This is a genomic window from Psychromonas marina (genome assembly GCF_030161115.1).
Classification (GTDB): Bacteria; Pseudomonadota; Gammaproteobacteria; order Enterobacterales; family Psychromonadaceae; genus Psychromonas; species Psychromonas marina.
In genome coordinates this window covers 93,001-107,710 of the sequence record NZ_BSPQ01000004.1, presented here as the reverse complement: position 1 = coordinate 107,710, position 14,710 = coordinate 93,001, and the positions used below count along the sequence as shown (strand labels likewise).

The window sequence follows — 14,710 nt, the reverse complement described above, 5'->3', positions numbered from 1 at the left end:
TCAGGTGTTCTGGCTCATTAAGCCCAACGAGGCTTACAATTTCACACACAACCCCCACCATACATACAACCACGATAGGTTAAAGGGAAATTAAAAATTAAAAAAAGCTATTCAACAAGCACACCACCACATGAAAAATAACTCACTCAAAAAAAAGAAAGCGGGAAATAAAAACAAATTATCAAACAGTTAAAAAGGTGATCCTTATCACGCTTGTAACTTATCTATGGATATAAAAAAACCCTGTAAAAACAGGGCTTAATTAACAACTTCAGATACGATTAATAGCATTATTCAATATTTTGGACTTGTTCGCGCATTTGCTCGATTAACACTTTACACTCTACTGCGACGGCAGTGATGTCAGTATTAATGACTTTTGAGCCTAGCGTATTTGCTTCACGGTTGAACTCTTGCATCATAAAGTCTAAACGACGACCAACGGCACCGCCTTTTTTAAGCACATTATGTGCTTCGCTAATATGTGATGATAGACGATCTAACTCTTCTGCTACATCAGACTTTTGCGCTAATAACACTAACTCTTGCTCAACACGTGTACTATCTAAATCAACTTTTGCATCTTCAAATTTCTTTAAAATACGTGCTTTTTGCCACGCTTGCACGTCAGGCATAAAACCACGCACTAAAGAAACTTGCTCACTAATCGCGACTAAACGCTGTTCTATCAATGCAGCAAGGTTTGTACCTTCAGCGCTACGTACTTCAATAAATTCATTTAATGTTTCTTCGAATCCAGCCATTAACTCAATGGTAATTGCATCGACATCTTGCTCTGGCGCTTGCATAACACCCGGCCATTTTAGGATATCAACCGGATTAATCGTTGCGTTGCCCGCTTGCTCAGCAACCCACTGTGCGTTTTTGATTAATTGACTAGCTAGCGCTTGGTTCATCTCTAAACCTTTTTGACTGCTATCTGCCCCTTCAAAACGTAAGCCACATTCAATTTTGCCACGTTGAAGACGTTTCTTAAAAGAGTCTTTTAGTTTTACTTCTAAACCACGAAACTGTTCAGGCAACCGAAAATAGGTTTCTAAATAACGTTGATTAACGGAACGGATCTCCCAAACGGCAGTACCCCAATCCCCTTTAATCTGCTTACGTGCAAATGCTGTCATACTGTAAATCATAATGTCTCCTCTATTTTATTATTTACCCGCGGAGTATATCATTGAACCTCTCAGGAGAGTTGAATGAAACCTAAAATTGCAACGCATATTATCAGTGGTTTCCTCGGTGCAGGAAAAACCACTTATCTTAATCAGTTACTAGCGACTAAAAGTGCTGACGAAACTTGGGTCGTGCTAGTTAACGAAGCCGGAACAAGCCATTTTTCGCAACAGCGCTTAGCGAGCCAAGGCATTATTATAAAAGAGGTATACGGCGGTTGTTTATGTTGTAGTGCAGGCATGCCTTTTCGGGTTGCGCTCAACCAACTTATAAAAGCCCATCAACCACAACGTATTTTTATTGAACCCGCAGGCGCAGGCCATTTAGCAAATATTAAAACACTTTTGCTTGGAGAGTTTTACCGTCCAATATTAACACTACAAAGTACGATTTGTTTATTGGCACACTGGCAATTAATCGATACTAAATTTACTGATAATGAATATTATCAAGGATTATTACAACAAGCAGATAAGCTGTGTTTCTATGAACAAGAGGCGGCGCATTTAGCAAAAAAAATGGCTCTTGAATACACAAAGCCATTGCATAAATTACACCATACGATTGATGATCTTACTTAGACTTGTTGGCGCTTAAGCATACATTAATCGCCCAAGTTCTTCGCCTGCTTCTATCATTCCTGCAAATTCTTCCACCAATCCCTGTTTATTGAGGTTTAGGTGGTCGGTTAATGTAACGGGAAAACGAGCTACAATCATCCCTGCTGGCAACTTAGCTCCCCATGCAAAACCTGCAAAAACAGACAAACGAATTAATACCGCACCAGCTGATGGTTGCTCATAGGAAAGCGGATCTAATTGCTGCTCTATCGCATCACAAAAAACAGTCGAAAAGTCCCAATGCTTCGCTAACTCAGCCCCAACCTGACTATAATCGAAACCAAACACTTCTCGTTGCGCAGATAAGCGAGGTTCGCCCGTTTCAATCGCCATTGCGACTAATGCGCATTCATCAGGTTTTAGTATCTGCAATAATAATTCACCAATGTTATGCATCATGGCACAGGTAAAAGCAGTCTCTTCGTTCACATTGGTATGTTTGGCTAACGCCTTTGCGATACTGGCAGTGGTGAAAGTATCTTGCCAAAATTTATTTTTATCAAAACTTGGTGTATCTGGAAATACGTTAGACAGCGTCGCTGCGACGACAATACTACGTACCTGATTAAAACCTAAACGAATCACGGCTTGCGAGATAGACTCAACCTCTTTACCGCGTCGGTAAGCGACTGAATTTGCCATACGAATAATTTTCGCACTCAGTGATTGATCCATGCCTATTTTTTTAGCAATATCTTCTACACTGGCACCTTCAGCGCTAAAGCTATCCATCAGTTCTAATAGTAAGATCGGTAAAACAGGCAGTTGTTTTACATCTTTAAATAATTGTGACAGAGCAAGCATCCACATTCCTTTTTATTCATCCATGATGCGGCTAAACTAAGTCGTATTAAATAGAAAATCAATGCCGTAAAGATGCTTTATTGAAGTGACGCAAACACAATCAATTTAATTACTTAATGTTGATAAAACAATTTTATTTTAGTATCTTTTTTGACCGCAACTGTTAAATCTACATATGCCTCTCTCGCAACACTAGAACACAACTTCAGTACCTGTAAAACTATCATAATAAGTAAAAATCGAGGTGCCTACCAATGTCCCAAATGTAGCTATACCTGTTATTTCACTAGTAAGAACGACTAACGGTTTCAGGCTAAATGATTAAGAAAAGTATTAATAACAATTATTAGCGTAGTTATCATTGCCAGCAAAAGAATTTCAAAATTCATGAATCTGCGCTATAAAATTGTTAAACTAGCAAAAATTTTCACGCTAACGAAAGGATTCAAAAATGAAATTCAGTCCCTGTACTAGCCAATGCACAAGTGATGGTGCCTCTTGCCAAGGGTGTGGTCGTACGCATATTGAAATTAAAGAAACACAAGCATTGGTCGCTAAACTCGTTGCTCACCTTGTTGATTACAATTATGACGATGCCGAACGCTTTTTAGCGCTTACCAGTGCCAAAGCACTTAAACGTGCCAACGCAATTTTAGAAGACAAATAATATGGCGAAAAAGAATTCAATTAACGTCTCTACTGAGACGGTTGATGAAGCACTAGCGATCGCGAAAAAAACACAAAAGCCAGGGCAGAGTAAAGAGCAAACCCGCATTATTGCCCAAGGCATTCAGAAAGGTATTGCTGAATATAAAAAATCGGCAAAAGCCAAACAGCGCCAAGCTGACAAAGCACAAAAGAAGCAGCAAAAGCTAAAACAGCCGCAAAATAATCAAGATCAAGCGGTCACAATCGAGCCTAACAACGCTAAAAAATCGCCACTACCTTGGGGATTATTAGTGGTTAGTTGGGTCAGCTTTGCACTCTATTTTTTCTACACTAAGTAACAGGGATTAACATGGTTAAGGTAATTGTAAATGGCGCTAAAGGGCGCATGGGCAGTGAAGCGGTTAAAGCGATTAATAACGATGACGCATTGCAGCTAGTGGCTGAATGTGATTTTGGTGATGATCTTGCTGCACTGATTAAAAACAGTGGCGCACAAGTGGTTGTAGATTTAACAGCGGCTTCTGCTGGTTTTTCAAATACACAGATTATCTTAAACGCAGGTGCTTGCCCTGTTATTGGTACTAGCGGATTTCAAGTTGAACAAGTAGAGCAACTACAAGCACTGGCAACAGAAAAGCAATTAGGTGGATTAATTGCGCCAAACTTTTCAATTGGCGCAGTATTAATGATGAAATTCTCAGCGGAAGCGGCCAAATACCTACCGGACGCAGAAGTGATTGAAGCGCATAGCCCGCAAAAAGAGGAAAGCCCTTCTGGTACGGGTATTCGCACCGCAGAGTTAATTGCAGCAGCACGCACTAAAGCCCCCATTGAATGTAGCGACAAAGAGTTAATTGAAGGTGCACGTGGTGCAGAGCTTCATGGTGTGAAACTGCACTCAATTCGTCTTCCGGGTGTGGTTGCACAACAAACGGTATTCTTCGGTGGGTTAAGTGAAACGCTGAAAATTGAGCATAATTCACAACATCGTGAATCATTTATGCCGGGTATCTGTCTTGCGTGTAAAGAGGTCGTGAAACGTAACGAATTGGTTTATGGTCTAGAACATTTAATGGACTAAGTTAACAGCACGGTTAACAGATGCTAATTCGATCAAAAAACGCCAACTTATGTTGGCGTTTTTATTAGCGCAGTACTTTTCTTCTGATAGACAAAATAGACAAAAACCAAAGGTATCGATAAATAATAAAGTTGTTGTAACTGCTGCAAGGGTTGCTCTGTTAGTGGTACAAATAACGCAATTAAAGCGAAAAAGACAACAATCATAAATTGTGAATAGTAGCTTTTACATAAGATATAGTAGATAGGCCTTTCGACACTGGCAATATCGTAAAAACGCTTGTTAAACGCAAGGCGAAACAAGCTACTTAAAAAAGCAATTAACAACATGCCGCCATAAAGTATTAACGGATTATCCTGAAAACTAAGCTCCCCACGTAAAAACCATGCTAATGCATAACCCAAAATAGAGATAAAAAATAAACGCTGTGCATTAGTATTATCAATTACCTGTTTGATAACAAAGAAGATAACCGCCAACAATAGACTCAGTGCAACAATTACAACCCCTAATGTAGATAAGCTTTCCTTAGTGAGCATGTAAATAGTTAACACCCAAAAATAGCTCTCTAAAAAAAGAAAGAGACCATCCACCATAAAAACACTTTTGGATCGGTAGTTATCTTTAAAAGCGAGTACGTCAGTCATCGAAAAGGCGGGTGGCTGTATAATTGAAAGCAAATTTCTGCTATTACTAAGCAGTTTATTGAGGCTATAAAAGCCTACTAAAGAGGCACTAAAAGAGATAAAAATGAGCGTGTTAGAATAATCACCGTCTAATAAAAAACTGCCTAATAGTATGCCTAACTTAAGGCATATCACCACGACAATCTGAAAGTTACCAAAGGTATTGCCGCTATTTTTATTGCTGGTAATCGATTGAAACAGGATACGTTGTGTTGACCAATAGAAGCAACCTGCTGCACCATTAATGAGTGCCCCAACAGATAATAAAAGCCACTGAGCATCCGCTATAAGTAGCCCAACTAACAGCATTTGCAGTATAAAAGAGAGCGCTATAATCACTCTCCAGTTGCTACTAGCCCGTAACCGATCCCACATGACCAAAGCCAATAAAAAACCAACACCACTAAGGGCAACAAAAGTGGCAATTTCATTAATGGTTAACCCTTTATCCCACAAAATAACTGGGATAAAGATAGGTAACAAACCCAATAAAAAAGAGTGGATAGCAGAGAACAGGTAAAAAGTACGACTTAGTATGGGCATCAATTATTATTCTATGTGATTGATATTAATAAATATCGGATTGACTAATTTCTAACTTATCGAGTTCATCAAAATGCACAGAAAGGTCTTCAGCTTGACCATAACGTGGATAATTATGCATTTTTAGATAAGGTCTTGAATTAACCTCTAAAAAAATACATTTTTGTTCTCGATGATCAACTTCAATACCCTTTTCTAGGATCACATCGATACCTAATATATTCGCATCAAACAGATTTAAGACCTCTTTAAAGAGTTTTTGGTTTGCCTCTGGTAACAGTTTTTTATCAATCACTTCCACCACCCCACCTGGGGCAAGAGAGATACGATAAAATAGGGTTACATTCTCATTGTTGGCCGGGATAGTTTGCAGGTTATAACCTGACTTTTTAAGAAATGAGGTTGTTTGCCCACCTTTTTGTAATGGTGACATACAAGGGTATAACCCCATCTGTTCACGTATTTTATTTTCAGTATCTATCAACTGCTCGATAGTCGATATACCATCACCCACAACAAAAGGGGCATAACGCTCCAATACCGACATTATCTTTCCATTCGCTACTACGACACGGTAGTTATGTCCCTGCAGATATTGTTCAACCACCGTAAATGGCCACCAACACTTGGCAAAAAACATCGCTTTCCAGAGCTGTTGGTAGTTTTCAATCGGAAAGTGACTTCCCCTTGAAAAACCACTCACGTTTGGTTTGATAACTAATGGGAATCCGTGTTGTTGTGCAAATTTAATCGCTTTGAAAGGGTTAAAAAAGATTAACCCCTGTGCGTGTTGAATACCGCCCTGCTTAAATTTATCACGTGCCTGTTTTTTACTACGGCAACTTTTACGTACCTGTAAGCTATTGTAGTTACTACAACCATCCATAAAGGTTTTGCTTATCCATGCATAAATTATTTTTTTTAGCTTCATGATAGTTCCATTAAATTGTTTTATTCACTGATTTTAAACGCTGTGCCACACGCAGTTTTTTGAAAAAAACTGATTTATTCTGCTGCGTAGTGGGAATGGTTTGGGTGACAAAAACCAACTGTTTCATCGCCTGTTTTATAAATTTTAATTTTTTCAACAGCGTCATCTGTTTCACTAATAACAGTAAAGGCATCGGCACATAAAGATTCACCTCAACCACATGAAATCGCCCTGCAATCAGATCCTCTAAACTATTGGCACGCACACCGTAGCGTGCAATACGATAATCACCGAGCTGCTTTAAATGCCCCCAAATTGTCTGTAGTTGCTGATCCGTTAGATGCTCAGCACAATCTTGGTAATAACTATCTTGGTTATAAATCCCATTTACTGGAAGCGCATCACCACTGCGATTACAGGTTTCAGTCACTGATAATAGCGAGAACTGCTGTAAATTATTTTCATTAGGAATCATAAACAATTCAAACTCACGCTTCTCTTGCGCAGCCTGTTGAATGAGATAAAACGGATGACGATCAGTACGTTGTTGGCGCAATGCATTAAGCTGCATTAGGTTATCAACCCGTACAACGCCCTGAGAATTCTGTCCCCACTCAGGTTTTACAAATACCGGATAATGGCTAGGATCACGGGCCCCTAAATCCATAAACTGCTCAAGCAACCACTGCTTAGGGATACGCTTATCCATATCTAACTTAGAGAACAGATTACGCTGTTCGTTAAAATAGGGCGCGTTTAACTGGAAGTAGCGCCACGGCGCAACAGCGAAACGGATGCAGTAAAATATATAAGTAAAAACCAGCGATAGTCGAATTAACAAACCTTATCCCCTTCTGTACTTGATCAAGTTAAGCAACGCGATAAAAGCACCTAGAATAAGAATAGAGGTCGCCGCATAAAACAGTGAACCACCATCGCTTTTACCCTCGTGTATCACTTCAATCCCTAATGGCGTAAACAGGTGGAAAAATACCGCCCCCGCCATCACCATTGAAGCTAACGCACCACCAACGGCATGCAACAGATGAATATTCGGAGCATTGCTGATCACACCCATTTTTTTAAAAACAAAAAACAGCGCAGGAGAAAGCAATATAAGCGAAGTCACTAACTCAACAGCCCCAACCGCGTAGGAGCCATAATTCATAAACAGCGTACCACCAGAATCGCCAATAAAGCCCTTCATCCATTGACCAATAGTGCCAAAAATATGCTGCGTATCAGGATGTAATGTAAATTTATAAGGTAATGAGAGTAGAAAAACCTTACAAATCCAAACAATCACAAGCCAACTAATTACTGATGTTTTACTTAATTTCATGGTTATTCCTTTTCCATACTTGCCCAATGAGCATCTGCTTTCTTAATGAACTGGTCTTTATTGACACGCCACGTATCTAATACTTTCTGATCATAATTGAGGTATAACTTATCGTTGTAAATAGTCCAAAAAGGAGGGTTGCCCGGTGCAGCTTTATCATTAGACATCGCCCATGCACAGTAGCCGCCATATTGCGGTGCATACTTTTCTGGATTTGCTTTGAATTTGTCGAGGTTACTTTGTGAAGAAAAGTACCAGTCTGCACCTTTATAGCTAAGCTGATATTTAGAGGAGCCTTCAACTGGCTGCGACTGTTCAAAATAAGCGATAACATCATAACCAGAGACTGCTTTATTATTAAAATATCCGGTATAAATATGATCAACTACCGTTCCAGCTTGTGCTGAACTAGTGCCCACGATAAACAGTAACAGTAAGGTTTTTATGCTTAACTTTAATAACTTCATACAAATACCACTTTTAAATTAAGGAATAATATTAACAACTACTTAACATTAGACCCTGAAAGCAATAAATGTATTTCAACAAATTAAAAAATAATTATCTATTTAATCATTAACTAGATAAATTTACCTGCCATTATTAGTAATAACACACTGATTAATTTGAAATTTAGAATAAAAAGACAGTCAAAATAGTTATTTTCATAATTCTCTTTTGAGTAATAGGTCGGTTTGCAGATCACCGGCCATATCGAAAGGATGTTCACCGACTTGTTGAAATCCGTGCGCGTGATAAAAGGCCAATGCAGGTACATTGTGTTCCCAAACACCTAACCAAACAGCAGACTTACCAAACTCCTGCCCAAGGTTATAAGCAAACTGCATCAACTTATTGCCTAATCCGTTACGCAAAAAAAGTTTACGGATATAAAAACGCTCGATCTCTAAACTGTCTTTAGCCACATCATCACTCTGTGCAGCATCAATATTGACCTTTAAAAAGCCAGCAACCTGATCAGCAAAATAGATAAAATAAAAATAACTGCCTACTGTTTGTAATTGTTGGCTTAATTTTTCCTCAGTGAGTGCATCATCAAGATACTGCTGCATTAACGCTTCACTATTACTCTCTTCAAAAGTATCACGATAAGTTTCGATAGAAACGTCACGTAACAGACTCAACTGATCTAATTGGCAAGGACGAATATTAATTGTCATAGGAACTCCATGTTTTGCTAATATATCCTTTTATACTATCCAAAAAGTGAAAAAGACATTGTTAGATGATCCAAAAGCACTCAGTGAAGCAATTAATCAAGTCATGCCCTTCGGGAAATATGCTGGTAGAAAATTAATATTTCTGCCTGAACCCTATTTAGTCTGGTTTTATAGCAATGGTTTCCCCGAAGGAAAGCTAGGTAAACAATTAGCATTGATGTACGAAATTAAATTGAATGGCTTAGAAAAGATGCTGAAACCTCTAATACGCTAATTATTTCTACAATATGCTTTATAATCTAGCACTTATATTGTGGATTTAGACTATCTAGACAGTTTCACCAATTCATTTTATCCTAAGCAAACAAGTTCGTTTCACGGAGGAAAATGATGACTAAGTTTGATAAATCTATCGATAAAAAATTAGTAAGCGCTGGACATAGCACACTACAACGACGTTTTTATGAGATAAGAAATAACAAAGTTTTTGAACTATTTGTTATCGCGATTATTATCTTCTCTGCGCTAATGATCGGTGCGCATAGCTATCAAATATCCGCAACGGCGATGAGTATTTTATCGATATTAGATATTGCGATCACGGTCATTTTCTTAACCGAGATTATTATCCGTTTCATTGGTGAGCCTGACAAAAAACGCTTCTTCCATAACTTCTGGAATATCTTTGATACCTTTATTGTCTTAGTGAGTCTTATCCCCGTTGAGGATAGCGAAATAGCCTACTTAGGCCGCTTGGTGCGTATTTTCAGGGTATTAAGAATGGTCAGCATCATTCCTGAATTACGTATTCTAATTAACTCTTTAGTTAAAGCGCTGCCCCAATTGGGTTATGTCATGCTATTGATGTTTATCATCTTTTATATCTATGCTGCGGTTGGCACCACGTTCTTTGCGGGCATTAACCCTGAATTATGGGGTGATATTTCGATCAGTCTGTTGACGTTATTTAGGGTAATGACCTTTGAGGACTGGACTGACGTGATGTATGAAAGCATGACGGTTTACCCATTATCATGGATCTACTATCTGACATTCATCTTTTTTACCGCTTTTGCCTTTCTCAATATGGTGATCGGCATTGTGGTGAATGTGTTAGAACAGGAACGACAGATAGAAGCGGACCTGAATAATAACGAAGCGCAACAGCCAACGATGCAGGAATTACAGTTGCAGATTGCGGAGATAAAAACACTGCTCATGCAGCAGCAGAAAAATAGATAATATTAATATGCAGTGCTAACAAAAAAGCACTGCCATTAATTTCGCTGATAACGAACGCGTATTACTTATGCGTGCGTCTCTTCATACGCCACTAACTCATCCATGGTGGTGGTTGTTACAAACTCACCGTCCATGTAAAAAGTCACGATATCACCCGATTTTTCGCCACGTAACGTTGCTTTCTCACCATTGCTATAAACGATATGGAAATCAAGCGTATTTTCATTAATTGCTTCCATTTGCGTTGAGTAAACCTCTTTTTCAACGCTGTCTGCTTTAGTGATTGGGTCGATTGGCGCATCGATCAATGATGGGTGTAAGTCATCATTGATATTAAGCATGGTATCTGTTTTTGTATCGAAGATATGTGGCTTACCGTTGATTGGGTTTTTGCCCGACCAAAACTCAACTGAGTTAAATACAATCGCATCTGCTGCAACCGTTAATGCATAAACCGGGGTAAGTAACATATTTAAGCCACCACGCGCATAACGGTTATCAACAGCTTTTACATTAAATGCCATTAAATGACCTGTGACTGCGTTGCTACCAACACAACCAGATAAACCACCCGCTACAGATGCGGTGAATGTTGCCAAAATAACAGTTTTTAAAATATTCTTTTTCATATTGATACAGGTAATCCTAAGGGCTTATCTCGCGTAAGCTAAAAATTTAAATACGAAACAGCGCGGATGCTGTTTCTATCGGGCGGGGATGATAAAAGAATAAAAGTTGAGCGCCTAGTGCTTCACAAAAAGATAATTTATCTATGTTAAAGTGATTAAGTACGTCTCCGGCTAAGACTGCAGAAAATAATAACAACAAAAGAGACACTAAAATTATCGACACGCTTTACTATAAACCTCAGAAGGCAGATAGTAATAAAGATCAGTACCCCCAATCCAATAATTAAAATATAAAAAAGGAAACTCTGTGCTCACTTACCAATTTGATGACTACAACGGCGTTGTGCTCAACAAGCAAACATTGCCAGAATCGATATCTGAATTTTCAGAGCAGTTCCATCACTTATTATTAACCGCCAAAGAGCAATCTAAACAATTGATTTGGTTTAGCTTATCGATTCAACAATCGGGGTTTATTAAGTTGCTCACCGATGCAGGTTTTGTTTTTCATAATTGCTTAGAAGATGAAATAACGCTTATTTTACGCCTTAAATCGGATGCCTACGCACCTTTTGTACCCACCTATAGCATCGGTGCTGGTGCACTTATTTTTAATGAAAATAATCAAGTATTGGTAATTCGTGAACGATTAGCTACCCACAGTGGTTTTAAGTTACCCGGCGGGCATATTGAACTCGGTGAAAAGATATCAGAAGCAATTGTACGGGAAGTATTTGAAGAGACAGGCATCCACAGTGAGTTTGTTGCTGTTCAAGGCTTTGCTTCCAAAGAGGTGTTTCGCTTTGGTAAGTCTAATATCTACTTTCTATGCGCGTTAAAGGCGTTAACAACAGAGATTAATATACAAGATATTGATGAGATTGCAGAAGCTAAGTGGTGTGATGTGAGTGAGTTTATTAATGATAAACAGAACAGCTTCTTTACCCGCGAAGTGGTTGAAAAATTGCAATATCAACAGGGTTTGAAGTCTATTGAATTAACTGACAATAGCGGGCCACATAAAAAGCACGAAGTTTTCTTTACTGAAAATAGCCACATCTAACGTTGATTTTAAAAAAAGTAACATTAACTTTTTGTAATGTTTTATCCACCTTGTTGAAATGGGCAAAGTCTATACTTCAGCCATCAACTAATAGCGAACAAGGCAAATAAAATGAAATTTACTAAACTAATCGGTGCAGCACTAATACTAACTTCTGTTTCAGCAGTAGCCGGCAAAGAGGACGATGTATTAGCAACAATGGCAATTCAGCGTGCTAATTTTTCTGTAGAGCAAGCAATTGAAAAAGTAAGCAGTGATTATGCACAATACATTATTGAGTTTGAAATTGATGATCACCATAATCAAGCGACTTACGAAATTGAAGCGATCAACTTCGAGACACAGGAAAAACATAAATTAGAGTTAAGCCTTGAAGATGGTGCAGTGTTAAAAGAAGAGAAAAAAAATCTTAAGTACTTAATGGTTAACCGTTTAGATGATGATGAATTACAAGCATTAGAAGAATTAAAAGCATCAAATTTTGAATTAGGTAAAACCATTGCGCAATTAAAGCAAAAGTACAATGCAGAGGTTTTCGAGTTTGAATTAGAAAATGAAAAAGGTATTACTTTTTATAAATTTAAATTAATGAATGAACAGGGCCCTAAACGTGTCATTGTTGATATAAAAACCGGTAATGTACTACCTGTGATGAAATACTAATTTAAATCCAACTGTTGGGAGAAACCCTCCCTTTAGGAGCCTCTGTGCGCATTCTTGTTATTGAAGATAACCAAACAACCCGTGAATATTTGCAAAAAGCACTTCAAGAACAAGGGTATGAAGTCGATCTCGCCGATAATGGACAAGATGGATTATTTTTAGCGCTAGAGGGGAAGTATCAACTCATCTTGCTCGATAGAATGTTGCCTAAATTAGATGGCTTAACGGTATTAAGTACATTAAGAAAAGCCGGTAAAGAAACACCGGTACTTATTTTAAGTGCATTAGATAGTGTTTCTGAACGAGTTAAAGGGTTGCGTGAAGGGGGGGATGATTACCTCATCAAACCCTTTGCATTGTCTGAGCTGTTAGTCCGAATTGAAATATTAATTCAACGTAAAGGTAATACTAGCCAGCAACTTACGAGCACCCTACAGGTCGCAGACCTAAAGATGGATCTACTTTCTCATAAGGCATTCAGGGGGGGCAATGAGCTAACTTTGCAACCTAAAGAGTTTAAGTTATTACGCTATTTAATGGAACACAGTGGGCAAGTTGTGTCGCGTTCAATGCTTTTTGAAGCGGTTTGGGATTATCAGTTTGACCCACAAACTAATGTTATTGATGTGCATATGGCACGATTACGAAAAAAGGTAGAGCTTGATGGGGTTACCCCTTTATTGGAAACAGTGCGTGGCATCGGTTACCGAATGGTGGAAAACGGTTAAACAAGCCCGTTCTATCTGGCGCTTAACCTTTTTATATACCGGTTTATTATTAGCCGTCGTGATCGTTTTACTGGTGGTATTATTCCAACTTAGTATTGGTCAGATGAGTCGTCAGCAACACTTGCAGATGGATAATATTATCCAACAACAAACTCAACTTGCCCAACAACTCAATAACGATGAATTTATAGCGCAGTTTAAACTTCAAGCGGAAAGTTCTCGACAGTATTTATTAACCTATCAAACACAATCAAAAATGATTGGCCGGTTGAACTCAATCCCATCAAACCTATCACAATGTTCTAAGCTCGCACGTTTCCCTATCTGGTTAGACAAATATGAAGAGATCCGCCTTATTTCTGGTTGTTCTCAATCTTTACCCGATGGCTTATTAATTATTGCCATTGATGATGAGTACCTATATGACCTCAAAGGGCAATTCATCACAGCTTCTATGATTGCTTTATGTTTAGCACTATTAATGGGATTAATCACCGGCCTTATCTTTTCTACACGGGTTTTAAAACGCATTAATAGCATTAACAAAGTTGCATTACGTGTTGAATCGGGCCAATTAAGTGCACGTATCGCTGTCTCTAAACACAATGATGAATATGACCATATGGCGTTGCATATCAATACCATGCTTAATCAATTACAACACTCCTTTGAAACCATTGCGGGTATTACCGATGCTATCGCGCACGATTTACGTACACCATTAGGGCATTTAAGGCAGCAACTCGAATCTGAAATAGAGGCTAACTTAAAGCACAATTTACCCAGTGAACAATTGCAATCGATGCTAGAGAAGCTAGATGAAATCCTATTTACTTTCAGTGCAATGCTAGAGTTAACGCGCCTACAGCAACAACAAGAGCAAAAAAGCCAACATTTTAAAACCGTCAACCTACAACAAATAATGGTTGATGCCGTGGATTTAATTGAACCACTGACAGAAGAAAAACAACAGATTATTAAACTCAAAAGTGATTTGGAAGTTTCTATTAAAGGCGATGCAAGTTTGTTATTCCGCGCTGTGTATAACTTATTAGAGAACGCCAGTAAATATGCCGGAGATAAGGCAACCATTAGCTTACAGTTAACTAAAAATGGTTTCATAGTCAGTGATAATGGCCCTGGCATTTGCGATAGCGAAAAAGATAAAGTATTTCAACGCCTGTACCGCATTGAAAAAAGCCGCCAGATTGCAGGTTTTGGTTTAGGGTTAACCTTAGTCAAAGCGATTATTCAACTACATAACGGTAGTATAAAATTGCTTGATAATAACCCGGGGTTAAGCGTTCAAGTTGAATTTTCACAATAAGCTAAAA

Annotated in this window: 19 protein-coding genes; 10 read left to right on the top strand and 9 right to left on the bottom strand. The window is 38.5% G+C overall.

Going from position 1 to position 14,710, the window contains the following annotated elements:
• Positions 1-290 precede the first annotated feature (290 nt).
• Complete coding sequence (locus tag QQK09_RS07980) at positions 291-1,154, bottom strand: YicC/YloC family endoribonuclease (RefSeq protein ID WP_284203603.1); 864 nt, start codon at positions 1,152-1,154, stop codon at positions 291-293.
• Positions 1,155-1,217: 63 nt separating this feature from the next.
• Between QQK09_RS07980 and QQK09_RS07975 the strand changes: the two genes are divergently transcribed.
• Positions 1,218-1,775, top strand: a complete 558-nt coding sequence (locus QQK09_RS07975; protein WP_284203602.1) for a GTP-binding protein — start codon at positions 1,218-1,220, stop codon at positions 1,773-1,775.
• 12 nt (positions 1,776-1,787) lie between these two features.
• On the opposite strand, the gene QQK09_RS07970 is transcribed toward QQK09_RS07975, so the two are convergent.
• Positions 1,788-2,618: an HDOD domain-containing protein gene (locus tag QQK09_RS07970; RefSeq protein WP_284203601.1), complete on the bottom strand. Its 831-nt coding sequence runs from the start codon at positions 2,616-2,618 to the stop codon at positions 1,788-1,790.
• Positions 2,619-3,069: 451 nt separating this feature from the next.
• Here QQK09_RS07970 and QQK09_RS07965 point away from each other — a divergent pair, with 451 nt between their 5' ends.
• Genes QQK09_RS07965 through dapB form a run of 3 tightly spaced genes read left to right on the top strand, consistent with a single transcriptional unit; the run spans position 3,070 to position 4,368 of the window.
• Positions 3,070-3,285: a DUF1289 domain-containing protein gene (locus tag QQK09_RS07965; RefSeq protein WP_284203600.1), complete on the top strand. Its 216-nt coding sequence runs from the start codon at positions 3,070-3,072 to the stop codon at positions 3,283-3,285.
• A gap of 1 nt (position 3,286) precedes the next feature.
• A complete protein-coding gene (locus QQK09_RS07960) occupies positions 3,287-3,625 on the top strand; it encodes a DUF2956 domain-containing protein (protein WP_284203599.1) in 339 nt (112 codons plus the stop codon).
• A gap of 11 nt (positions 3,626-3,636) precedes the next feature.
• Positions 3,637-4,368, top strand: a complete 732-nt coding sequence (gene dapB, locus QQK09_RS07955) for a 4-hydroxy-tetrahydrodipicolinate reductase (protein WP_284203598.1) — start codon at positions 3,637-3,639, stop codon at positions 4,366-4,368.
• 47 nt (positions 4,369-4,415) lie between these two features.
• Here dapB and QQK09_RS07950 read toward each other — a convergent pair whose 3' ends face one another.
• The 6 genes from QQK09_RS07950 to QQK09_RS07925 form a co-directional block, all read right to left on the bottom strand.
• Positions 4,416-5,600: an MFS transporter gene (locus QQK09_RS07950; protein WP_284203597.1), complete on the bottom strand. Its 1,185-nt coding sequence runs from the start codon at positions 5,598-5,600 to the stop codon at positions 4,416-4,418.
• Between the two features lie 22 nt (positions 5,601-5,622).
• A complete protein-coding gene (locus QQK09_RS07945) occupies positions 5,623-6,528 on the bottom strand; it encodes a cyanophycin synthetase (RefSeq protein WP_284203596.1) in 906 nt (301 codons plus the stop codon).
• A gap of 10 nt (positions 6,529-6,538) precedes the next feature.
• Positions 6,539-7,369 (bottom strand): hypothetical protein, encoded by an 831-nt coding sequence (locus QQK09_RS07940; RefSeq protein WP_284203595.1) that lies wholly within the window; start codon positions 7,367-7,369, stop codon positions 6,539-6,541.
• Between the two features lie 3 nt (positions 7,370-7,372).
• Positions 7,373-7,870, bottom strand: coding sequence for a hypothetical protein (locus tag QQK09_RS07935; protein ID WP_284203594.1), 498 nt, complete (start codon positions 7,868-7,870; stop codon positions 7,373-7,375).
• Between the two features lie 2 nt (positions 7,871-7,872).
• Positions 7,873-8,337 carry a YHS domain-containing (seleno)protein gene (locus tag QQK09_RS07930; RefSeq protein WP_284203593.1) on the bottom strand — a complete coding sequence of 155 codons (465 nt, stop codon included), beginning with the start codon at positions 8,335-8,337 and terminating at the stop codon, positions 7,873-7,875.
• 198 nt (positions 8,338-8,535) lie between these two features.
• Positions 8,536-9,051: a GNAT family N-acetyltransferase gene (locus tag QQK09_RS07925; protein ID WP_284203592.1), complete on the bottom strand. Its 516-nt coding sequence runs from the start codon at positions 9,049-9,051 to the stop codon at positions 8,536-8,538.
• A 58-nt stretch (positions 9,052-9,109) separates the two neighbouring features.
• Between QQK09_RS07925 and QQK09_RS07920 the strand changes: the two genes are divergently transcribed.
• Together QQK09_RS07920 and QQK09_RS07915 are read left to right on the top strand one after the other, a co-directional pair.
• On the top strand, positions 9,110-9,325 hold the full coding sequence (locus QQK09_RS07920) for a DUF3820 family protein (RefSeq protein WP_284203591.1): 216 nt from the start codon (positions 9,110-9,112) through the stop codon (positions 9,323-9,325).
• 116 nt (positions 9,326-9,441) lie between these two features.
• Positions 9,442-10,293 carry an ion transporter gene (locus QQK09_RS07915; RefSeq protein ID WP_431312585.1) on the top strand — a complete coding sequence of 284 codons (852 nt, stop codon included), beginning with the start codon at positions 9,442-9,444 and terminating at the stop codon, positions 10,291-10,293.
• Between the two features lie 65 nt (positions 10,294-10,358).
• Here QQK09_RS07915 and QQK09_RS07910 read toward each other — a convergent pair whose 3' ends face one another.
• Complete coding sequence (locus tag QQK09_RS07910; protein WP_284203589.1) at positions 10,359-10,922, bottom strand: DUF3332 family protein; 564 nt, start codon at positions 10,920-10,922, stop codon at positions 10,359-10,361.
• A gap of 307 nt (positions 10,923-11,229) precedes the next feature.
• On the opposite strand from QQK09_RS07910, the gene QQK09_RS07905 reads away from it, so the two are divergent.
• The 4 genes from QQK09_RS07905 to QQK09_RS07890 all read left to right on the top strand — a co-directional run bounded on the left by QQK09_RS07905 (position 11,230) and on the right by QQK09_RS07890 (position 14,703).
• The gene (locus tag QQK09_RS07905) at positions 11,230-11,985 is read left to right on the top strand and encodes an NUDIX hydrolase (protein WP_284203588.1); all 756 of its coding nucleotides are present in this window, start codon (positions 11,230-11,232) and stop codon (positions 11,983-11,985) included.
• 111 nt (positions 11,986-12,096) lie between these two features.
• Positions 12,097-12,648, top strand: a complete 552-nt coding sequence (locus QQK09_RS07900; RefSeq protein WP_284203587.1) for a PepSY domain-containing protein — start codon at positions 12,097-12,099, stop codon at positions 12,646-12,648.
• A gap of 44 nt (positions 12,649-12,692) precedes the next feature.
• On the top strand, positions 12,693-13,376 hold the full coding sequence (locus tag QQK09_RS07895; RefSeq protein WP_284203586.1) for a winged helix-turn-helix domain-containing protein: 684 nt from the start codon (positions 12,693-12,695) through the stop codon (positions 13,374-13,376).
• Entirely contained in the window at positions 13,342-14,703 is a 1,362-nt protein-coding gene (locus QQK09_RS07890) for a sensor histidine kinase (protein WP_284203585.1), read from the top strand. Before QQK09_RS07895 ends, QQK09_RS07890 begins: the two co-directional genes overlap by 35 nt.
• Positions 14,704-14,710: the final 7 nt, after the last annotated feature.